This is a genomic window from Stenotrophomonas sp. GL_111, from assembly GCF_057835245.1.
In genome coordinates this window covers 2,842,357-2,861,998 of sequence record NZ_CM174421.1, presented here as the reverse complement: position 1 = coordinate 2,861,998, position 19,642 = coordinate 2,842,357, and the positions used below count along the sequence as shown (strand labels likewise).

The window sequence follows — 19,642 nt, the reverse complement described above, 5'->3', positions numbered from 1 at the left end:
ACATGATCGAGTTTTTCCTTGCCCAGACCGAAGACACCGACCTGCTGGGGCAGTGGCTGGCCGCCACCCGCCCGCCACAGGCGGTGATGCAGCTGCAGGGCGACCTGGGCGCCGGTAAATCCACGCTGGCGCGGGCGTTGCTGCGTGCGCTGGGTGTGCAGGGCTCCATCCGCAGCCCCACCTACACCCTGGTCGAGCGCTATCCGCTGGCCGACGGCCACGAGGCCTGGCACCTGGATCTGTACCGTATCGGGCAGGCCGAAGAGCTGGATTTCCTCGGCCTGGATGAAGGCAGCGCCTCGCTGTGGCTGGTGGAATGGCCCGAGCGCGGGGCCGGTGCGCTGCCGCCCAGTGACCTGCTCGTGGCCCTGGAAATCGAAGGCCATGGGCGACGTGTCCGTCTCACGGCGACCAGCGACGCGGGTCGCGAATGGCTCGGTCGGCTGCCGCAAGGGGGCGACTTGCAGGCCCTTTCTGTCGGCTGACACTAGGAAACACCGGCAGGTTACGGATTATTAAGGGAAAAGGTGTTGCATTTCGTTCAGCGCGGTGATTGAATCCAGACCCATGCGAATGGGGAAACCACTCACTGCCATCTGCGCCGCCGTCGGACTCTGTCTGGCGAGCGCATTGTCGTGGGCCGGTGAGGTCCGTCAGGTCGCGCTGGACACCGGCGCCACCGGCACCCGGGCCGAGATCGCACTGGCCGGCAGTGGCGGCTACAAGACCCTGTCGCTGGCCAGTCCGAACCGCCTGGTGGTGGATTTCCCGGACTCCAGCGCGGTACGCAACCTCAAACTGCCTGCGCCCAAGGGCGTGGTTACCGCCGTGCGTACCGGTCAGCCGGTGCCGGGCACGTTCCGGGTGGTGTTCGATCTGGCCGAATCGGTGGCCCCGTTCCGTCCGCAGATGGTCAAGCAGGGCGATGAGTCGCGGCTGGTGATTGAATGGCCGGGCGATGCGCCGGCCAGCGTGGCCCGCACGCCCGCGCCTGCGCCTGCTGCAACCCCGACACCGACCTCCGTGCCCACCGCCGCGCCGGTGGCAAGCCAGCCAGCCCCGACGCCCGCTGAAAGCGCACAGGCGCGCAGCGATGCCGCGCGCGCCACCGCCTTGCTGACCGCCGCCGTGCGCCAGCAGGCCAGTGCCAGCGCGGCGGGCAGCGCGCCCACCCCGACGACCCCGACCGTGACCACCGCCAATGTGGCCGTGGCCGGCACGGCCAACGCAGCCAGCAACAGCGCCTCGCCGGCGGCCATTCTGGCCGGCCAGCCCACGCCCGCCGTGGTGCCCGCACCGGTGCCGCAGCCGGTGGTCACCGCCGACACCCCGCGCCCGAGCATGCCCAGCGATGCCTCGCGCATCAAAATGCGCCCGGGCATGCGCCCGCTGGTGGTCGCCATCGATCCCGGCCACGGCGGCCAGGACCCGGGCGCGGTCGGCCCGACCGGCAAGCGCGAAAAAGACATCACCCTGGCCGTGGCGCGCGAACTGGCGCGCCAGGTCAATGCCACGCCGGGCCTGAAGGCCTACCTGACCCGCGACAGCGACGTGTTCATCCCGTTGCCGATGCGGGCGCAGAAGGCGCGCGCGGCCAAGGCCGACATCTTCATTTCCATCCATGCCGACGCCGCCGAGAACCGCAGCGCGACCGGCTCGTCGGTATATGTGCTTTCGACCAAGGGCGCGTCCTCGCAACGTGCGCGCTGGCTGGCCGACAAGGAAAACGCCGCCGATCTGGTCGGTGGCGTGCGCCTGCAGCAGACCGAAGGCACCTTGGCCAACGTGCTGCTGGATCTGGCCCAGAGCGGCTACATGAAAGCCTCCGAAGACGCTGCCGGGCATGTGCTGGGTGGGCTGAAGCGGATTGGCAAGAACCACAAACCGAACATCGAGCGCGCCAACTTCGCGGTGCTGCGCACCTCGGACATGCCGGCGATGCTGGTGGAAACCGCCTTCATCTCCAACCCGGATGAAGAGCGCCGCCTGATCGATCCGGCCTACCAGCGCCAGATCGCCGGTGCGGTGCTGGATGGCGTGCATACCTTCTTCAGCCGCCAGCCGCCGCCGGGTACGCTGTATGCGGCGCGCGCGCAGGCCGAGATCGACGCGGCCAGTACCGTGGCCGGCGGCAGCAAGTAATCCGCCCGGCGCACGTTATCATCACGGGATGACGTCCGTTTCCCGAATTCCCTGCACACCTGAGCCCGCCACTTCCGTTACCGGAGGCGGCGCATGAGCATTCGCCAGCTGCCCGAGATCCTGATCAACCAGATCGCTGCAGGCGAGGTGGTCGAACGCCCGGCCTCGGTGGTCAAGGAACTGGTCGAGAACGCGCTGGATGCCGGTGCCACCCGCGTCGATATCGACCTGGAAGAAGGCGGTGTGCGCCTGATCCGGATCCGCGACGACGGTGGCGGTATCGCACCGGACGAGCTGGCGCTGGCGGTGTCGCGGCATGCCACCAGCAAGATCGCCAGCCTGGATGACCTGGAAGCGGTGGCCACGCTCGGTTTCCGTGGTGAGGCGCTGCCCTCGATCGCCTCGGTCAGCCGCTTCACCCTGTCCTCGCGCCGCCCTGGCGATGCGCATGGCTCGGCGCTGCAGATCGAAGGCGGCAAGCTCGGCGAAGTGACTCCGCGCGCGCAGGCGCCGGGCACCACGGTGGAAGTGCGTGAGCTGTTCTACAACGTACCGGCACGCCGCAAGTTCCTGCGCGCCGAGCGCACCGAGCTGGGCCATATCGAAGAGTGGCTGCGCTCGCTGGCGTTGGCACGGCCGGACGTGGAACTGCGGGTGTCGCACAACGGCAAGGCCTCGCGCCGCTACAAGCCCGGCGATCTGTATTCGGATACGCGCCTGGGCGAAACCCTCGGCGAGGATTTCGCTGCGCAGGCGCTGCGCGTGGACCACAGCGGCGCCGGCCTGCGCCTGCACGGCTGGATCGCACAGCCGCATTATTCGCGCGCCAGTACCGACCAGCAGTACCTGTACGTCAACGGCCGCTCGGTGCGTGACCGCAGCGTCGCCCATGCGGTGAAGATGGCCTACGGCGACGTGCTGTTCCACGGGCGCCAGCCGGCTTATGTGCTGTTCCTGGAGTTGGACCCGACCCGGGTTGACGTCAACGTGCACCCGGCCAAGCACGAAGTGCGCTTCCGCGATGCGCGGCTGATCCATGATTTCGTCTACCGCACGCTGAAGGAAGCGCTGGCCGAAACCCGCGCCGGCATGACCGCGGTCGGTGCCGGTGCCGAGGCGCATCCCGATGCGGGCAGTGCGCCTGCTGGCGGTGCCTACGCCAGCATGGGGGGCAGCTATGTGCTGGGTGGCGTCGGTGGCGGAGGCGGTGGCGGTGGCATGTCCGGCAACTGGCGGCCGCAGCAGTCGCCGTTGGGCCTGCGCGTGGCCGATGCGTCGTCGGCGTATGCCGCGCTGTACGCCGCACCGGCCGGTGGTGAGCACGCCGCTGGATTGCCGCCGATGCCGAGCGAAAACGGCCTGCCGCTGACCGCCGCCGACAGTGGCGTGCCGCCGCTGGGCTACGCCATCGCACAGTTGCATGGCATCTACATCCTGGCCGAGAACGCCGAAGGCCTGATCGTGGTGGACATGCACGCCGCGCACGAACGGATCGGCTACGAACGGCTGAAGACCGCGCACGATGGCATGGGCCTGCACGCGCAGCCGCTGCTGGTGCCGATCACCCTGGCCGTGGGCGAGCGCGATGCCGATACCGCCGAGCGCGAAACCGAGACGCTGGTGGCGCTGGGCTTTGAGATCACCCGTTCCGGCCCGGGCTCGCTGCATGTGCGCAGCATTCCGGCGCTGTTGGCCAATGCCGAACCCGAAGGCCTGCTGCGCGACGTGCTCACCGATCTGCGCGAGCACGGGCAGAGCCGGCGCATCGCTACCGCGCGCGACGAACTGCTGTCGACCATGGCCTGTCACGGCGCCGTGCGCGCCAACCGGCGGCTGACCGTGCCGGAAATGAACGGCCTGCTGCGCGACATGGAAATCACCGAACGCTCGGGTCAGTGCAATCACGGCCGACCGACCTGGGCACGTTTTTCACTGGCGGAAATCGACCGCTGGTTCCTGCGCGGACGTTGAGGACATCACCATGGGGAAATGGGGAGCAGGGCTGGGCGCAGTGTGCCTGGCACTGGCAATGACCGGCTGTGGCGACAGCACGCCGGCCAAGGCCGAGGTGGCCGCCACCGATCCGGCATTCGCCGCACAACAACAGCAGTGGCGCCAGCAGCGCTATGCATCGCTGCATGCGGCCGACGGCTGGACCAGTCTGGTCGGCCTGCATTGGCTTGAGCACAAGGCGCACTTCATCGGCAGTGGCGCCGGCAGTGGCATCCGCCTGGCGGTCGGGCCGGCGAAAATGGGCATGGTCGCGCGCGACGGCGATGCGGTCTGGTTCACGCCCGAGCGCGGCGTCGCCCTGAGCGTGGACGGCAAGCCGGTCGCCGGACGCATCCGTTTTTCCAGCGACCGTGATCCCACCCCGACCCTGATCGCGTTCGACGACGGCAAGGGCCAGCTCAGCCTGATCCATCGCGGCGAACGCTTCGCGCTGCGGGTCAAGCATGCCGATGCGCCAAGCCGGCGCGATTTCACCGGCATCGAATACTGGCCGGGCGGGCCGGACTGGCAGCTCAAGGCGCGTTTCGTGCCGCATGCGCCGGGCAAGACCCTGCCGATCGTGGACATCACCGGGTTGACCAACGAGATGCCCAATGCCGGTGCGCTGACCTTCGAGCGCGACGGTCGCCCGTGGACGCTGGAGGCGATTGGCGAGCCTGGCCGCGAGCTGTTCGTGATCTTCGCCGACCGCACCAGCGGCCATGGCAGCTATCCGGCCGGGCGCTATCTCGACCTGCCCGCGCCGGACGCCGAGGGCAATGTCATGATCGATTTCAACCAGGCCTACAACCCACCGTGTGCCTTCACCCCGTTTGCGACCTGCCCGTTGTCGCCGCCGGAAAACCGTCTGGACCTGCGCATCGATGCAGGTGAAAAGGCGTACCACGCCCCCGCAGGAGAGGGTTGAACCATGACGATGCTGTCCCGTGTGATGTCCCCGTTGCTGATCGCCGCCGGCCTGCTGCTCGGCAGCGCCAGCGCCGAGGCGCGCAACGATGCCCCGGCAACCAAGGCCACGCCGCCGGTGCCGCTGCTGTGGAAAGTGACCGGCCCCGGTGACAGCCGGGTCTACCTGCTGGGCTCGTTCCACCTGTTGCGCAGCACCGACTACCCCTTGTCGACCGATGTCGAGCAGGCCTTCGCCGCATCCAAGCGGGTGGTGTTCGAGCTGTCACCGCAGGACATGCAGTCGCCACAGCTCACCCAGAAGATGCTGCAGGCGGCGATGCGCACCGATGGCACCGAGCTCAAACGCGATCTCGACGCCGCCACCTGGACCAAGCTGCAGAACTACGCACGCGAGAACCAGCTGCCGCTGGCGCAGCTGCAGGGCATGAAGCCGTGGTTCGTCGGGCTGACCATCACCCTGTCGCAGTTCACCAAGATGGGGCTGGACCCGGAGCTCGGCCTGGACCGTCATTTCATGACGCGCGCGGCCAGTGCAGGCAAGGCCACCGCGGGGCTGGAAGACATCGATACCCAGGTCGGGGTGCTGGCAGGCATGTCGGCGCAGGAGCAGCAGCAGATGGTGGCCGAGGCGCTGGACCAGGCCGCGTTGGCCGACGTGGTCGGGCGCAAACTGCACGATGCCTGGCGCCGTGGCGATGACAAGCTGCTGTGGAATTCGATGGCGGTGGAGATGCGCGGCCAGTATCCGCAGCTGTACAAGCGGATCAATACCGAACGCAATGACGCCTGGGTACCGAAGCTGCAGTCCTACCTGCAGGCCGGGCAAGGCAGCACGCTGGTGGTGGTGGGCGCGCTGCACCTGCTGGGCAACGATGGCGTGGTGGAGAAGCTGCGCGCCAAGGGCTTCCAGGTCGAACGCGTGTGCACGACGGGCTGCGCCAAAGCCAAGCGCTGACTCGCGGGGACGGTCTGCGGACCGGCCGGCCGGATACAAAAAAGGCGCAACCCGCGGGCTGCGCCTTTTTTCGTGCTGCCGCTGGATTCAGCGGCGGGTCTTGCCTGCGCCAGGGGCGGGCGTCTCGGGCTTGCCGGTGCTGCTGCCCGTACCCGTGCCGGTGGAGGTGCCACCGGGGCGCGGGCCGAATCCGTTGCCCATGTTGCGCTGGAAGTCCTGCCACAGCTCCAGGTTGCGCTCGGTCAGCTGGTTCATCATCGCCCAGGGGGTCTGGCCGAGCAGGTTGCCCATCTGCTGGCGGAACTGCTGCTGCTGGTCCAGGAACACCTGCATGCTGCGCTCCAGGTAGTTGCCCATGAAGCCCTGCAGCGAGTCGCCGTAGAAGCGGATCAACTGGCTCAGCAGCTGGGTGGACAGCATCGGTTCGCCGTCCTGCTCCTGGTCGGCGATGATCTGCAGCAGCACCGAGCGGGTCAGGTCGTCGCCACTCTTGGCGTCACGGACTTCGAAGTCTTCGCCGTCGAGGATCAGCTGGCGCACATCCTCGATGGTGATGTAGCTGGAAATCTCGGTGTCGTAGAGCCGGCGATTCGGGTATTTCTTGATAATGCGGTTCGCAGCCATGAAACGGTCACTCATCACAGTAGGCGCGCAGCATGGCGCAGTGCAGCAGCGGTTGCAACCGCCGGAAGGCCCATGCGGTGGGGTATAGCGGGCAATTCATGTTGCGCAGCATGGATTTGCGCGCGGTGCAGCATTACCACCCCATGTGGTGGCCACCGTTGATATCCAGGTTGGAGCCAGTGATCCACGACGCTTCTTCGTTGACCAGGAAGGCCACCGCGTAAGCGATTTCCTCCGGCTTGCCGAGGCGGCCGGTGGGGATGTCGGCGATGATCTTGGCGCGCACCTCGTCGGGCACGGCCATCACCATGTCGGTGGCCACGTAACCGGGCGAGATGGTGTTGACGGTAATGCCGAAGCCGGCGTTCTCGCGCGCAAGCGAGATGGTGAAACCGTGCATGCCGGCCTTGGCCGCCGCGTAGTTGGCCTGGCCGTACTGGCCCTTCAGGCCGTTGATCGAGCTGATCTGGATGACCCGGCCCCAGCCGCGGCGGCGCATCCCTTCGATGACCGGGCGGGTGACGTTGAACACCGAATTGAGGTTGGTGTTGATCACGTCGTGCCACTGGTCCGCGCGCATGCGGTGGAAGGTGGTGTCGCGGGTGATGCCGGCGTTGTTGATCAGGATCTCGACCGGGCCGAGCGCGGCTTCAACGGCGTGCACCATGGCCTCGGCGGTGTCCGGATCGGAAACATCGCCCGGAAAAATGGCCACATCGCAGCCGCGCGTCAGCATCATCTCGCGCCAGGCGCGGGCTTTGGCCTCGTCACGGTAGTTGGTGGCGACCCGATGGCCCTGGTCGGCCAGGCGTTGGCAGATGGCAGTACCAATGCCGCCGGTACCGCCGGTGACCAGTGCGACGCGAGATGTCATGAGCAGCTACTCCGAAAGGCAGGGCCAACAAGGGGGAAAGCGATTCTGCAACATCGGCGCGGAAAATGGGGCGGCTCAGCGGCCGACGTCGGTCAAGCTGATATCCGAGCGCGGCAGGTGGGCAGGATCGAAGTGGCGGCGGCCCTGCCGCAGGGCCTCGGCAACGCTGTCGGCACGCGCCAGCGCGGCGGGCGCCTGGCCCAGCTGGGCCCAGGCCTGGCGCAGCGCGGGCAGGGGGTGGGCGGGATCGATCGGGGTGGCCGCATCGGATTTGGACAGCTTGCGCCCGAGCGCGTCCAGCAGCAGCGGCAGGTGCAGGTAGGCCGGGGTGGGCAGGCGCAGCGCCTGCTGCAGCAGAATCTGGCGCGGGGTGGAGTCGAGCAGGTCGGCGCCGCGCACGACGTTGGTGATGTGCTGGGCGCCATCGTCGACCACCACGGCCAGCTGGTAGGCCCAGTAGCCGTCGGCACGGCGCAGCACGAAATCGCCGACATCGGCATGCACGTCCTGCTGGATCGGGCCGCGCAGGCCATCCACGAAGCCGACCACGCTGCCCGGCGGCACCCGCAGGCGGATGGCCGGTTGGGCGCGCGCGCTGCGTGCCACACAGTGGTGGTGGATGCCCTGTTGGGCGGCCAGCTCGCTGCGGCTGCAGTGGCAGGCGAAGGCCTTGTCCTCGCGCAGCAGGCGGTCCACGGCGGCCTGGTACAGCGCGCCGCGCTGGCTCTGGTGGACGATGGGGCCATCGCCGGTCAGGCCGAACGCCGCCAGCGTGGCCAGTTGCTGCTGCACGGCACCGGGGACGGTGCGCGGCGGGTCGACGTCCTCCACCCGCACCTGCCACTGGCCGCCGGCGTGGCGGGCGAGCAGCCAGCTGCCCAGCGCGGCCAGCAGCGAGCCGGGGTGCAGGGGGCCGGTGGGCGAGGGCGCGAAGCGGCCGTGGTAGGGGGCGTTGGGCATGAACTATGAATCGTCGGTCAGTTTGCGACTTGAATTCAACCGGTTGTCCCCGCAGATTTGCAGTCATCAACCTCTTTAGAGCGTTATTTCGCCATGTTCACTCGCATTAGTCTCTTCCTTCTGACCAACTTCGCCGTGCTGGCCCTGGCCAGCGTGGTGATGTCGTTGCTGGGGGTAAACTCCGGCCAGATGAGTGGCCTGCTGGTGTTTGCGGCCATCTTCGGCTTTGGCGGTTCGCTGATTTCGCTGCTGCTGTCCAAGTGGATGGCCAAGCGGTCGACGGGCGCGGTGGTGATCACCGAGCCGCGCAATCCGACCGAGCGCTGGCTGCTGGCCACGGTGGAGCGCCAGGCGCGCGAGGCCGGTATCGGGATGCCGGAGGTGGCGGTCTACGAGGGCCCGGAAATCAACGCGTTCGCGACGGGCGCCAACCGCAACAAGGCGCTGGTGGCCGTTTCCACGGGCCTGTTGCAGAACATGAGCGAAGACGAGGCCGAGGCGGTGCTGGGCCACGAGATCGCACACGTGGCCAACGGTGACATGATCACGATGGCGCTGTTGCAGGGCGTGCTCAATACGTTCGTGATCGTGCTGGCGCGGGTGGTGGGCGGTGTGATCGACAGTGCGCTGTCGGGCAACCGTGAGGGCGGCGGGCGTGGCTTCGCCTACTACATCATCGTGTTCGTGCTGGAGATGGTGTTCGGTATCTTCGCAACGATGATCACGATGTGGTTCTCGCGCCACCGCGAGTTCCGCGCGGACGCGGGCGGTGCGCATCTGGCCGGTCGCCAGAAGATGATCGCGGCGCTGGAGCGGCTGAAGGTCAACCACGGCCAGAGCACGCTGCCGACGCAGATCGCAGCGTTCGGTATTGCCGGGGCGACGGCCAAGAAGCTGTTCCTGAGCCACCCGCCGCTGGACGAGCGCATCGCCGCGCTGCGTGCTGCCGGGAATACGGTGGTCTGAAGTTGCACTTGACCTGAGAGACTGGACGCCCGGCCTTGGCCGGGCGCTTTGTTTTTGCGTCTGGAGCCCAAAACCAAAGCCAGAGCCAAAGCAGCGTTTTGATTGTTCCTGACGGGAGGAGGGCGGGTTTCCCAACCCAGGACACGCCGTGAACCCGTCCATGGGGGCTTGTTCACAACATCCATGTTGTGAACAGTCCTGGGTTGGGAAACCCACCCTCCTCTCGACGGTTTCATGTGGGCGGCTGGAGCCAGCAAAGGCACCAACCAAACGCCGCCAGGTAGACCGGGACGTCCGGCGCGAAACCTCGCAGGCTGTTCATGCTCATCCGCTCATCCGCTCATCCGCTCATCCGCTCATCCGCTCATCCGCTCATCCGCCCGCGCTGCAAGGCGCAGTGGAGCAGTCCGCTTTCCCATGGGCCACCAACCCTCTATCTAAGGGCTGGCGGGTTTGGGGGCGGCGGGACTGTTCACAACATGGATGTTGTGAACAAGCCCCCATGGACGGGTTCACGGCGTGTCCCGCTGCCCCCAAACCTGCCAGCCCTAGCCAGGAAGAAGGCGCAAACGACGCCGTTGCCGTTGCTGTTGCTGTTGCTGTTGCTGTTGCTGTTGCTTTTGCTTTTGATGTTAGGTGCCAGCAGAAATCGACCCAAACGAAAACGGCGCCCGAGGGCGCCGTTTTCGTGGTCTTGCTTCTGCAGTCGATCAGAACTTCGCGTCGAACTCGGCCGCGTAGCCCGTGTTGACCAGAACCTTCTGCAGCACATCAGTGTTCTTCACGTTGCCAGCCACGATCTGCTGGGTTTCCGGGCCGCGGCTGTCCATCCGGGCCGGCGTCGCGCCCTTGAAATCGCAGACCCGGCCACCGGCCTCGCGCACCAGCAGCACGCCAGCGGCGATGTCCCAGGCCTTCACGCCGGCCTCGAAGTACGCATCGGCACGGCCACAGGCCACATAGGCCAGATCCAGGGCGGCTGAACCCGTGCGGCGCACGTCTTCGGCGTGCACCAGCAGGGCATCCACGGCCTTCAGCTGTGCACTCGTACGCTGACGCTCGCGCGGGGCGAAACCGGTGTGGATCATCGCACCGGCCATGTCCTTGCGGTCGGCCACACGGATACGACGGTCGTTCAGCACCGCACCAGCGCCGCGGCTGGCCGTGAACAGTTCATTGCGGAGCGGATCGAAGATCACCGCGTCGATCGGCTCGCCATTTTCGACCAGGGCGATCGAGACACAGTAGTGCGGAAAGCCACGCAGGTAGTTGCTGGTGCCGTCCAGCGGGTCGATCACCCACATGTAACGGTTCGCCCCCTGCACGCCACCTTCTTCGGCCATGATCCCGTATTCGGGATAGGCACGCTTGAGCTCCTTGACGATGACCTTTTCCGCGTCCGCATCGACTTCACTGGCATAGTCCATGCGGCCCTTCTGCACGACGTTCAACGCCTCGAGCTTGTTGATGTTGCGCAACAGGACGTTTCCTGCGAGGCGGGCGGCCTTGACCATGACGGTGACGGCGGGTTTCTGCATGGCGAAAAGCTCCCGTAAAGGCAGAGTAGGGGTTTGGCGGGGGAAAAGAGCGGTCCCGGCGCAGAGGCCGGTCACACAGTTTACCATTTGTGGCTGTCCTGCTCGCGTCTGGCCTGTTCATGTCCACACAAACCGCTCCTACCCGCATCCGTTTCGTCCTCGTCGGCACCCAGCATCCCGGCAACATGGGCGCCGCCGCGCGCGCCATGAAGACCATGGGCCTGGCCCGGCTGGTGCTGGTCGCACCGGAAAAACCGCTGGACGAAGAGGCCTTCCGGCGCTCGGCCGGCGCCGACGACGTGCTCGGCGACGCCCCCGTGGTGGCCACCCTGGCCGAGGCCGTGGCCGACTGCCGGCTCGTGCTGGGCTGCACCGCCCGGGCCCGCCGGGTCCAGCTGGAGGAGCTGCTGCCCACCGTTGCCGCCCAGCGCGCCCTGGCCATGGCCGCCGAGCCGGCCGAGGTGGCCATCGTGTTCGGCCGCGAGCGCACCGGGCTCACCAATGAAGAGCTGCAGCTGTGCCACCTGGCCGTGCACATCCCCTCCAACCCCGATTTCAGTTCGCTGAACCTGGCGGCCGCCGTGCAGGTGCTGGCGTATGAACTGCGCATGGCCCACCTCGGTGGCGCGGCGGGTGCCGCCCCGGCCGACCCGGAACATCGTGAGCAGCCGGCCAGCCATGCGCAGGTCGAGGGCCTGTTCGGACAGCTCGGCCAGACCCTGGACGAGATCGACTTCCACAAGGGCCGCGCCCCGGACTCGGCGATGCGCAAGCTGCGCCGCCTGTTCCTGCGTACCGACCTGAGCGAGCAGGAAGTACGCTTGCTGCGCGGCATCCTTGCCGATGCCCAGCGCATGGCGAGAATCGCGACAAATAAGCCCGAATGAGCTGACGCAGTTCTCACTTTTTCGGGTAGGCTGTTCGGATACCTCGGGGGAGTGATGCGATTGTCTGGTCTGCGCTGGCTGTTGCAGGGGGGGCTGCTGTGTCTGGTCATCGCGTTGATGACCGGGCCGGCGAACGCAGATCCCCGCAACGTGCTGGTGCTGGGCCGGATCAGCGACAACCCCAAGTCCCACTATGCGCAACTGCAACCCCTGCTCGATTATGTGGTCCCGCGCATGCGCGATGTCGGCATCACCGAAGGCCGCATCCTGATGGCGCCCGATGCCCAGCAGATGGCCAGTTACCTGCGCCGTGGCCGCGTGGATTGGGTTACCGAGACCTCCGGCACCGCCGTCGCGCTGGGCCTGCGCAGTGGTGCCCAGCCGCTGCTGCTGACCGAGCGCAGCGGCGTGCGCGACTACCAGACCCTGTTCTTCGTCCGCCGCGACAGCCCCATCGTCAGCCTGGCCGACCTCAAGGGGCGCACGCTGGCCCTGCAGAACGTGGCCTCCACCAGTGCTTACCTGGTGCCGGTGATGACCTTGCTGCAGCAGGGCCTGACCCCTGAAATCCTGCTGTCGGCGCGCGATGCCGCCGCCCCGGACACCGTGGGCTATGTGTTCGCGCGTACCGAAGGCAATATCGCCACTTACGTGCACAAGGGCGTGGTCGATGCCGGTGCGGTCAGCAGCGTGGACTGGTCCGATGCGCACCGCATCCCGCCGAGCTTCCTGCGCGACTTCCGCGTCATCCACCGCACCGAGCCGTACCCGCGTGCCGTGGAAGTGGTGCGTGCCGGGCTCGACCCCAGGGTGCGCGACCGCCTGCAGCAGGTGCTGCTGGAAGCCGCAGGGGATCCACAGGCGCAGGATGCGCTGGACAAGTTCTTTGGTACTTCCGGGTTCCACCGGGTCGATGCGCAGATGCAGCGCCGGTTGGATGAATTGAAACAAGGACTGGCACGCGTGCGGATGGAAGTGGAATGAGGCCGTTGGGTTCCGGAATGCAGGCCCGCTTCGTGCTGGCGATGGGCGGCGCGATGCTGGTGGTGGTCGCCATCGTGGCCGTGGTGCTCGGGCGCCAAGCCACGATGCAGGACGAGGTGCAGCACCTCAGCGGCAACGTCATCCACGATCTGTTCGATCGCAGTGTGCGCAGCCGCGGCGAAGCGCTGGCGCGCGAGCTGTCCGATGCACTGGCCAACCCGCTGTACTACAACGACCTGGAGCAGGTCGGCGCGCTGGTGCGCAACACCTCGCGGCAGCAGGTGGTGCGCTACGTGCTGGTGTTCGACGAAGACGGAAAGCTGATCCACGACGGCTCCACCGAAGTGCTCGACTTCGGCCGGCCGATGACCGATCCGCTTGCCGCCGGCGCGGTGTCGGCACGGCGGCTGGTGGTGCAGGAATCGCCCAAGGTGATCGACAATGCGATGCCGATCATGCTCGGCAACCAGCGCATTGGCGGGGTCCGTGTGGGCATGGCGCTGGATGACGTGCAGGCGATGGAGGCACGTGCCAGCCAGACCCTGGGCCAGCGCCTCGAGCAGGTGGGCAAGCGTCACCTGGGCTGGCTGTTGCTGATGCTGGGCCTGCTGGTCGGGATCGGCGTGGTGGTGATCATCTATGTACAGCGCACCCTGGTTGCCCCGATCCGCGGGCTGGCCGCCGCCGCGCGCCAGATCGAGGCCGGCGACTACCGCCCGCAGCTGCGCGAAAGCAAACGTCGCGACGAGGTGGGCGAACTGGTGCGCGCCTTCAGCCGGATGAGCGAGTCGATCGCCCGGCATGACCGCGAAGTGCGGCACATGGCCTATACCGATGCGCTCACCGGGCTGACCAACCGGCTGGCCTTCCGCGAGGCACTGGACCACCGGCTGATGGCCGCGCGCGCCTCCAACCATCGGCTGGCGCTGCTGTTCGCCGACATGGACGACTTCAAGCGGGTCAACGACACGCTCGGCCACGAGGCTGGCGATGAGGCGCTGCTGCAGTTCGCGCAGCGGATCAGCGCCGCGGTGGCCCAGGCCGGTGGCGACGAGGCCCTGCTGGCACGCTTTGGCGGCGATGAATTCGTGATCCTGATGGGCGATGGCGATGTGGCCTCCAGTGCCCGCCAGCTGTCGGAGATCCTGGTGCGCGAGCTGGGCAAACCGTTGGTGGTGCAGGGCCGGGAGCTGTTCCTGGGCACCTCGATCGGCGTGACCCTGTTCCCCGACGATGCCGCCGATGCCACCACGCTGCTGAAGAACGGCGACATCGCGATGTATCAGGCCAAGATGGCCGGCAAGAACTGCTACCGCTACTACAGCCGGGCCATGGACCATGCGGTGGAGCGTCGCGTGCACATGGAGCAGGAGCTGCGCGGGGCCTGGGAGCGCGGCGAGCTGCGGCTGGTCTACCAGCCGATCTTCCGCACCCGCGACCGGCGCATGGTCGGGGTGGAGGTGCTGCTGCGCTGGCAGCACCCGACCCTGGGCACGATTCCGCCGTCGGTGTTCATCGAAGTGGCCGAGCAGAGCGGGCTGATCGAAGTGATCGGTCCCAAGGTGCTGCGCGCGGCCTGCATGGAAGCCGTGCAGTGGCCGCATGGCGTGGACGGCGAGGGGCTGTTCGTCTCGGTCAACGTCTCGCCGCGCCAGCTGCGCGGGGGCGAGCTGCCCAACCTGGTGGCCGACTGCCTGCGCGACACCGGGCTGCCGGCGTCGCGGCTGCACCTGGAGCTGACCGAAACGGCGGTGATCGGCGATGAAATGCTGGCGGCGGCCCTGCTGGACAAGCTGCACCGCACCGGCGTGAAGGTCTGGCTGGACGACTTCGGCACCGGCTTCTCCGGGCTGAGTCACCTGCGTCAGGTACCGGTGGACGGCGTCAAGATCGACAAGAGCTTCGTCGCCGACATGCAGCGCGACCCCGACGACCTTGCGCTGACCACGGCGATCATCGCCATGGCGCACGCGCTGGGGATCACCGTGGTGGCCGAGGGCATCGAGCAGGAAGTGCAGTTCGACCTGCTGGCCCAGCGCGGCTGCGACCTGGGCCAGGGCTACTGGCTGAGCCACCCGGTGAGCGCCACCGAGGTGGTGGCGTTGATCGAATCGGGGGCCTGAGGCGCGCGGCTCAGACCGGGCGTTTGCTGCTGTCGCCGGAGATCTCGCGGACCAGCTTGGGCACCAGGTAGCCGGACAGGCGCGCGGTCAGCTGGGCGTGCAGGTCCTTGGCGGTGTCATCGGCGACCTCGAAATGGGCCACACCTTCCACCCGGTCCACCTGGTACAGGTAATACGGCAGCACCCCGGCGGCGAAGCTGCGCTCGCTCAGGTCCTGCAGGGCCTGCACCGAATCGTTGACCCCGCGCAGCAGCACCGCCTGGTTGAGCAGGGTGGCCCCGGCCGCACGCAGCCGGGCCATCGCGGTGTCCACGCTGGCGTCGAATTCGTTGGCGTGGTTGGCATGGATCACGAACGCCAGTGGCCACGGCAGGCTGGCCATCCACTGCACCAGTTCGTCGTCCACGCGCTCGGGCAGCACCACCGGCAGGCGGCTGTGGATGCGCAGGCGGCGCAGGTGCGGAATCGTCCTCAGCGCATCGGTGAGTTCGACCAGCTTGTGGGTGGCCAGCGACAGCGGGTCGCCGCCGGACAGGATCACCTCATCGATGTCCGGGTCCTGGGCGATGGCGTCCACTGCCTCGCGCCAGCCCTCGCGGGCCGCGTTTTCGCTGCCGTAGTCGAAGTGCCGGCGGAAGCAGTAGCGGCAGTTGATCGCGCAGCTGCCGGTGGTCACCAGCAGGGCCCGGCCGCGGTACTTCTGGATCACCCCGGTGGCCTTCTTGGCCAGCCCGTCGCCGACCGCGTCCAGGCTGAAGCCCGGCACCACCTGCATTTCGTCGCTGATCGGCAGCACCTGGCGCAGCAGCGGGTCATGCCGGTCGCCGGGGCGCATGCGGGCGATGAAACCCTGCGGCACGCGGACCGCGAACTGGCTGGCCGCCGCGTCCGACAGGGGCAGGGCGTCCGGCTCCAGACCCAGCTGCTGCAGCAGGATCCGCGGGTCGCGGACCGCCTGGCGCCACAGCTGTTGCCAGCGCACGGGGGTGGGCAGGGGCGTGGCGGAAAGCTGCATGGAATGGGGGCCTGCGGTTATCATGTCGGTCAGAAAAACGAGTCACCCCACCGGTGCCGGTGGGTTTTCCATTCTATCCGGCTCGCCGCGCCTGCGCGGCGTTTGCCCATTCAGGAGTTTCAGCATGGCCACTGTTGGCATGAACGATGTCAAGAACGGGATGAAGATCCTGATCAACAACGAACCGGCGGTCATCACCGAGACCGAGTACGTCAAGCCGGGCAAGGGTCAGGCCTTCACCCGCATGAAGTACCGCTTCATCAAGTCGGGCCGCGTGGTCGAAATGACCATGAAGGCGACCGACGACGTGGAGAAGGCCGACGTCGTGGATACCAACATGGATTTCATGTACAGCGACGGTGAGCACTGGCATTTCATGGACCCGGAATCGTTCGAGCAGTTCCAGGCCGTCAAGTCCGGCATGGGCGGCGCGGAAAAGTGGCTGAAGGGCGAAGAGTCCTGCATCGTGACCCTGTGGAACGGCGAGCCGATCTACGTGCAGCCGCCGAACTTCGTCGAGCTGAAGATCACCGAAACCGATCCGGGCGTCCGTGGTGACACCTCGGGCGGCGGCGGCAAGCCGGCCACCCTGGAAACCGGCGCGGTGGTGCGCGTGCCGCTGTTCGTCAACCAGGATGAAATCATCAAGGTCGACACCCGTTCGGGCGAATACTCCGCACGCGTCAAGTAATCCGGCGAAGCCGGATTACGGGTAGAGCCGAGCCATGCTCGGCTGTCTGCCGGACCGCGCAGCCGAGCCGTGCAGCCGAGCATGGCTCGGCTCTACCTCCATAGCCTCCCGGTCGCACATGCCTTCGGGTCGCCCGCCCCCTACAGTGAGCCCCGCATGAGCGACGCCCCCAGCATTCCCGAAACCTGCGACCTGCTGATCGAAGCCGGTTACGTGGTCCCGATCGAACCGCATGCGGTGGTGCTAGAAGACCATGCCGTGGCCGTGCGTGGCAGCGAGATCATCGCGATCCTGCCGCGTGCCGAGGCACGTGCGCGCTTCGCACCGAAGCAGGTGGTCTCGCGCCCCGAGGCGGCGCTGATGCCGGGCCTGGTCAACGCGCATACCCACAACCCGATGACCCTGCTGCGCGGCGTGGCCGATGACCTGCCGCTGATGGTGTGGCTGCAGCAGCACATCTGGCCGGTGGAAGCGGCAGTGATCGGGCCGGAGTTCGTCGCCGACGGCACCACCCTGGCGATCGCCGAGATGTTGCGCGGTGGCACCACCTGCGCCAACGAAAACTACTTCTTCTCCGACGTCCAGGCCGCGGTCTACAAGCAGCACGGTTTCCGTGCGTTGGTGGGCGCGGTGATCATCGATTTCCCGACCGCCTGGGCCAAGACCGACGACGAGTACTTCGCCAAGGCCGGCGAGCTGCACGACCAGTGGCGCAACGACCCGCTGATCGGCACCTCGTTCGCGCCGCACGCGCCGTACACGGTGAACGACGCCAACTTTGAACGCGTGCGCATGCTGTCCGACCAGCTGGACATGCAGGTGCACCTGCACACGCATGAAACCGCGCAGGAAATCAGTGACTCGATCAAGCTGCATGGCCAGCGTCCGCTGGCGCGGCTGGACCGGCTGGGCCTGGTCAACGACCGCCTGATCGCGGTGCACATGACCCAGCTGACCGACGCGGAAATCCACCTGTGCGCCGAGCGCGGCGTCAGCGTGGTGCATTGCCCGGAATCCAACCTCAAGCTGGCCTCCGGCTTCTGCCCGGCCTGCGCCCTGCAGCGCGCCGGGGTGAACCTGGCGATCGGCACCGACGGCTGCGCCAGCAACAACGACCTGGACATGTTCAGCGAGAACCGCACCGCGGCGATCCTGGCCAAGGCCGTGGCCAACGATGCCACCGGCCTGGATGCGGCCACTACGCTGCGTGCGTCCACCCTGGGCGGTGCCCGCGCACTGGGCTTCGGCGAGCGCATCGGTTCGATCGAAGTGGGCAAGCAGGCCGACCTGATCTGCGTGGACCTGTCGGCGCTGGAAACCCAGCCGCTGCACCACGTGCTCTCGCAGCTGGTGTATGCCACCGGCCGCCACCAGGTCACCGACGTCTGGATCGCCGGACAGCCCAAGCTGGTGCAGCGCGAACTGATCGGCATGGACACCGCCGCGATCGTCGCCAATGCCCGCCAGTGGCGCGAGCGTATCCGACACATCCGTGCTTGACGCACCAAGGATCCCCATGAACACCCCCCACGCCTCCACCAATTTCGATCAGGCCGAGCTGGACAAGTTCGCCGCCCTCGCCAACCGCTGGTGGGATGCCGACGGCCCGCAGAAGCCGCTGCATGCGCTGAACCCGGTGCGCCTGCAGTACGTGGCCCAGCGCGCCAGCCTGCGCGGTGCGCGCGTGCTGGATATCGGCTGTGGCGGCGGCCTGCTCAGCGAAGCATTGGCCAAGGAAGGCGCGGATGTCACCGCAGTCGACCTGGCCCCGGAACTGCTCAAGGTGGCGCGCCTGCACAGCCTGGAATCGGGCGTGAAGGTGGACTACCGCCTGCAGGCCGCCGAGGACCTGGCTGCCGAACAGCCGGGCAGTTTCGACGTGGTGACCTGCATGGAAATGCTGGAGCACGTGCCGGACCCGGGCGCGATCATCGCCGCCTGCCATCGTCTGCTCAAGCCCGGTGGCCAGCTGTTCCTGTCCACGGTCAACCGCACCCCGGCCGCGTTCGCGGTGGCGATCATCGGTGCCGAGTACGTGGCGCGGCTGCTGCCCAAGGGCACCCACCACTACCAGGATTTCATCAAGCCGGCCGAGCTGGGCAAGTGGCTGCGCGAGACCGATTTCAACCTGCGCGATGTCAGCGGCATGGCCTACGAGCCGTGGCGCAACCGCGCGCGGCTGAGCAGCCGTACCGACATCAATTACCTGGCCCATGCGGTCAAGCCCGAAGAGACGGCCCGTGGCTGAGTCTGGTTTCCCGCAGGCGGTACTGTTCGACCTGGACGGCACCCTGCTCGACAGCGCCCCGGACATGCTGGCCACCGCCAATGCGATGCTGGCCGCGCGCGGGCGCGGACCGATCCATCTGGACGCATTGCGCCCGGTGGTGTCCAAGGGCTCGCGCGCGATGGTGTCGGTAGCCTTCCCGGAACTGGGGCAGGTGGAGCGCGACGCGCTGGTGCCCGAGTTCCTGGAGCGCTACGAAGCGCTGATCGGCCAGCATGCGGTGCTGTTCGACGGCGTGGCCGGGATGCTCGATGCGCTCGACGCGGCCGGTTGCGTGTGGGGCATCGTCACCAACAAGCCGGAGTACCTGGCGCGGCTGATCGTGCCGCAGCTGGGCTGGGAACAGCGCTGCAAGGTGCTGATCGGCGGCGACACCCTGGCCCAGCGCAAGCCGCATCCGCTGCCGCTGCTGGCCGCGGCCGAACGCCTGGCGATCGACCCGGCCATCTGCATCTATGTCGGCGACGACGAGCGCGATATCGTCGCCGCCAATGCTGCGGACATGGCCTCGGTGGCGGCCCTGTGGGGCTACCGGCTCGACGCCGACGACCCGCTGGCATGGGGCGCCGAGCGCATGGTCGAACACCCCGCCCAACTGCAGCGCGCCGACAGCTGGCCACCGGCCCGCGCCCTGGCCCGCTGAACACAGATTTGGTAGGTGCCGACCGTTGGTC

Annotated in this window: 18 protein-coding genes; 13 read left to right on the top strand and 5 right to left on the bottom strand. The window is 67.5% G+C overall.

What is annotated here, in order from left to right; all coding sequences use genetic code 11:
* The first annotated feature begins 2 nt into the window (after positions 1–2).
* The 5 genes from tsaE to AC3IPM_RS12770 all read left to right on the top strand — a co-directional run bounded on the left by tsaE (position 3) and on the right by AC3IPM_RS12770 (position 6,019).
* A complete protein-coding gene (gene tsaE, locus AC3IPM_RS12790) occupies positions 3–485 on the top strand; it encodes a tRNA (adenosine(37)-N6)-threonylcarbamoyltransferase complex ATPase subunit type 1 TsaE (RefSeq protein ID WP_489300264.1) in 483 nt (160 codons plus the stop codon).
* Positions 486–567: 82 nt separating this feature from the next.
* Positions 568–2,142, top strand: coding sequence for an N-acetylmuramoyl-L-alanine amidase (locus AC3IPM_RS12785; protein ID WP_489300263.1), 1,575 nt, complete (start codon positions 568–570; stop codon positions 2,140–2,142).
* Positions 2,143–2,235: 93 nt separating this feature from the next.
* Complete coding sequence (gene mutL, locus AC3IPM_RS12780) at positions 2,236–4,113, top strand: DNA mismatch repair endonuclease MutL (protein WP_489300262.1); 1,878 nt, start codon at positions 2,236–2,238, stop codon at positions 4,111–4,113.
* Positions 4,114–4,123: 10 nt separating this feature from the next.
* Positions 4,124–5,062, top strand: coding sequence for a DUF1684 domain-containing protein (locus AC3IPM_RS12775; protein ID WP_489300261.1), 939 nt, complete (start codon positions 4,124–4,126; stop codon positions 5,060–5,062).
* Between the two features lie 3 nt (positions 5,063–5,065).
* Positions 5,066–6,019 carry a TraB/GumN family protein gene (locus AC3IPM_RS12770; protein ID WP_489300260.1) on the top strand — a complete coding sequence of 318 codons (954 nt, stop codon included), beginning with the start codon at positions 5,066–5,068 and terminating at the stop codon, positions 6,017–6,019.
* A gap of 87 nt (positions 6,020–6,106) precedes the next feature.
* On the opposite strand, the gene phaR is transcribed toward AC3IPM_RS12770, so the two are convergent.
* The 3 genes from phaR to gluQRS all read right to left on the bottom strand — a co-directional run bounded on the left by phaR (position 6,107) and on the right by gluQRS (position 8,477).
* Positions 6,107–6,643 carry a polyhydroxyalkanoate synthesis repressor PhaR gene (phaR, locus tag AC3IPM_RS12765; protein WP_489300259.1) on the bottom strand — a complete coding sequence of 179 codons (537 nt, stop codon included), beginning with the start codon at positions 6,641–6,643 and terminating at the stop codon, positions 6,107–6,109.
* 133 nt (positions 6,644–6,776) lie between these two features.
* Entirely contained in the window at positions 6,777–7,517 is a 741-nt protein-coding gene (gene phbB / locus AC3IPM_RS12760) for an acetoacetyl-CoA reductase (protein WP_489300257.1), read from the bottom strand.
* 75 nt (positions 7,518–7,592) lie between these two features.
* The gene (gene gluQRS, locus AC3IPM_RS12755; protein WP_489300256.1) at positions 7,593–8,477 is read right to left on the bottom strand and encodes a tRNA glutamyl-Q(34) synthetase GluQRS; all 885 of its coding nucleotides are present in this window, start codon (positions 8,475–8,477) and stop codon (positions 7,593–7,595) included.
* Positions 8,478–8,570: 93 nt separating this feature from the next.
* Here gluQRS and htpX point away from each other — a divergent pair, with 93 nt between their 5' ends.
* On the top strand, positions 8,571–9,443 hold the full coding sequence (gene htpX / locus AC3IPM_RS12750) for a protease HtpX (RefSeq protein ID WP_489300255.1): 873 nt from the start codon (positions 8,571–8,573) through the stop codon (positions 9,441–9,443).
* Positions 9,444–10,153: 710 nt separating this feature from the next.
* Here htpX and AC3IPM_RS12745 read toward each other — a convergent pair.
* The gene (locus tag AC3IPM_RS12745; protein WP_489300254.1) at positions 10,154–10,981 is read right to left on the bottom strand and encodes an inositol monophosphatase family protein; all 828 of its coding nucleotides are present in this window, start codon (positions 10,979–10,981) and stop codon (positions 10,154–10,156) included.
* A gap of 119 nt (positions 10,982–11,100) precedes the next feature.
* On the opposite strand from AC3IPM_RS12745, the gene AC3IPM_RS12740 reads away from it, so the two are divergent.
* Genes AC3IPM_RS12740 through AC3IPM_RS12730 form a run of 3 tightly spaced genes read left to right on the top strand, consistent with a single transcriptional unit; the run spans position 11,101 to position 14,975 of the window.
* A complete protein-coding gene (locus AC3IPM_RS12740) occupies positions 11,101–11,868 on the top strand; it encodes an RNA methyltransferase (RefSeq protein WP_489300253.1) in 768 nt (255 codons plus the stop codon).
* Positions 11,869–11,919: 51 nt separating this feature from the next.
* A complete protein-coding gene (locus AC3IPM_RS12735) occupies positions 11,920–12,852 on the top strand; it encodes a phosphate/phosphite/phosphonate ABC transporter substrate-binding protein (protein ID WP_489300252.1) in 933 nt (310 codons plus the stop codon).
* Positions 12,849–14,975 (top strand): putative bifunctional diguanylate cyclase/phosphodiesterase, encoded by a 2,127-nt coding sequence (locus AC3IPM_RS12730; protein WP_489300250.1) that lies wholly within the window; start codon positions 12,849–12,851, stop codon positions 14,973–14,975. Before AC3IPM_RS12735 ends, AC3IPM_RS12730 begins: the two co-directional genes overlap by 4 nt.
* Before the next feature lie 10 nt (positions 14,976–14,985).
* On the opposite strand, the gene epmB is transcribed toward AC3IPM_RS12730, so the two are convergent.
* Positions 14,986–15,990 (bottom strand): EF-P beta-lysylation protein EpmB, encoded by a 1,005-nt coding sequence (gene epmB / locus AC3IPM_RS12725; RefSeq protein ID WP_489300249.1) that lies wholly within the window; start codon positions 15,988–15,990, stop codon positions 14,986–14,988.
* A 124-nt stretch (positions 15,991–16,114) separates the two neighbouring features.
* Here epmB and efp point away from each other — a divergent pair, with 124 nt between their 5' ends.
* From efp to AC3IPM_RS12705, 4 genes are all read left to right on the top strand, one after another.
* On the top strand, positions 16,115–16,681 hold the full coding sequence (gene efp, locus AC3IPM_RS12720) for an elongation factor P (protein ID WP_489300248.1): 567 nt from the start codon (positions 16,115–16,117) through the stop codon (positions 16,679–16,681).
* 156 nt (positions 16,682–16,837) lie between these two features.
* Positions 16,838–18,181 carry a TRZ/ATZ family hydrolase gene (locus AC3IPM_RS12715; RefSeq protein ID WP_489300247.1) on the top strand — a complete coding sequence of 448 codons (1,344 nt, stop codon included), beginning with the start codon at positions 16,838–16,840 and terminating at the stop codon, positions 18,179–18,181.
* 16 nt (positions 18,182–18,197) lie between these two features.
* Positions 18,198–18,929: a bifunctional 2-polyprenyl-6-hydroxyphenol methylase/3-demethylubiquinol 3-O-methyltransferase UbiG gene (gene ubiG, locus AC3IPM_RS12710; protein ID WP_489300246.1), complete on the top strand. Its 732-nt coding sequence runs from the start codon at positions 18,198–18,200 to the stop codon at positions 18,927–18,929.
* Positions 18,922–19,611 (top strand): phosphoglycolate phosphatase, encoded by a 690-nt coding sequence (locus AC3IPM_RS12705; protein ID WP_489300244.1) that lies wholly within the window; start codon positions 18,922–18,924, stop codon positions 19,609–19,611. The genes ubiG and AC3IPM_RS12705 overlap by 8 nt, the downstream gene beginning before the upstream one ends.
* The last annotated feature ends 31 nt before the right edge of the window (positions 19,612–19,642 follow it).

Bases quoted from the DNA above. Each gene is read 5' to 3' on its own strand.
- gluQRS (WP_489300256.1), bottom strand. From the start codon at position 8,477: ATGCCCAACGCCCCCTACCACGGCCGCTTCGCGCCCTCGCCCACCGGC.
- efp (WP_489300248.1), top strand. From the start codon at position 16,115: ATGGCCACTGTTGGCATGAACGATGTCAAGAACGGGATGAAGATCCTG.
- htpX (WP_489300255.1), top strand. From the start codon at position 8,571: ATGTTCACTCGCATTAGTCTCTTCCTTCTGACCAACTTCGCCGTGCTG.
- AC3IPM_RS12730 (WP_489300250.1), top strand. From the start codon at position 12,849: ATGAGGCCGTTGGGTTCCGGAATGCAGGCCCGCTTCGTGCTGGCGATG.
- AC3IPM_RS12715 (WP_489300247.1), top strand. From the start codon at position 16,838: ATGAGCGACGCCCCCAGCATTCCCGAAACCTGCGACCTGCTGATCGAA.
- mutL (WP_489300262.1), top strand. From the start codon at position 2,236: ATGAGCATTCGCCAGCTGCCCGAGATCCTGATCAACCAGATCGCTGCA.
- AC3IPM_RS12775 (WP_489300261.1), top strand. From the start codon at position 4,124: ATGGGGAAATGGGGAGCAGGGCTGGGCGCAGTGTGCCTGGCACTGGCA.
- phbB (WP_489300257.1), bottom strand. From the start codon at position 7,517: ATGACATCTCGCGTCGCACTGGTCACCGGCGGTACCGGCGGCATTGGT.
- epmB (WP_489300249.1), bottom strand. From the start codon at position 15,990: ATGCAGCTTTCCGCCACGCCCCTGCCCACCCCCGTGCGCTGGCAACAG.
- AC3IPM_RS12785 (WP_489300263.1), top strand. From the start codon at position 568: ATGCGAATGGGGAAACCACTCACTGCCATCTGCGCCGCCGTCGGACTC.
- ubiG (WP_489300246.1), top strand. From the start codon at position 18,198: ATGAACACCCCCCACGCCTCCACCAATTTCGATCAGGCCGAGCTGGAC.
- AC3IPM_RS12740 (WP_489300253.1), top strand. From the start codon at position 11,101: ATGTCCACACAAACCGCTCCTACCCGCATCCGTTTCGTCCTCGTCGGC.
- tsaE (WP_489300264.1), top strand. From the start codon at position 3: ATGATCGAGTTTTTCCTTGCCCAGACCGAAGACACCGACCTGCTGGGG.
- phaR (WP_489300259.1), bottom strand. From the start codon at position 6,643: ATGGCTGCGAACCGCATTATCAAGAAATACCCGAATCGCCGGCTCTAC.
- AC3IPM_RS12745 (WP_489300254.1), bottom strand. From the start codon at position 10,981: ATGCAGAAACCCGCCGTCACCGTCATGGTCAAGGCCGCCCGCCTCGCA.
- AC3IPM_RS12770 (WP_489300260.1), top strand. From the start codon at position 5,066: ATGACGATGCTGTCCCGTGTGATGTCCCCGTTGCTGATCGCCGCCGGC.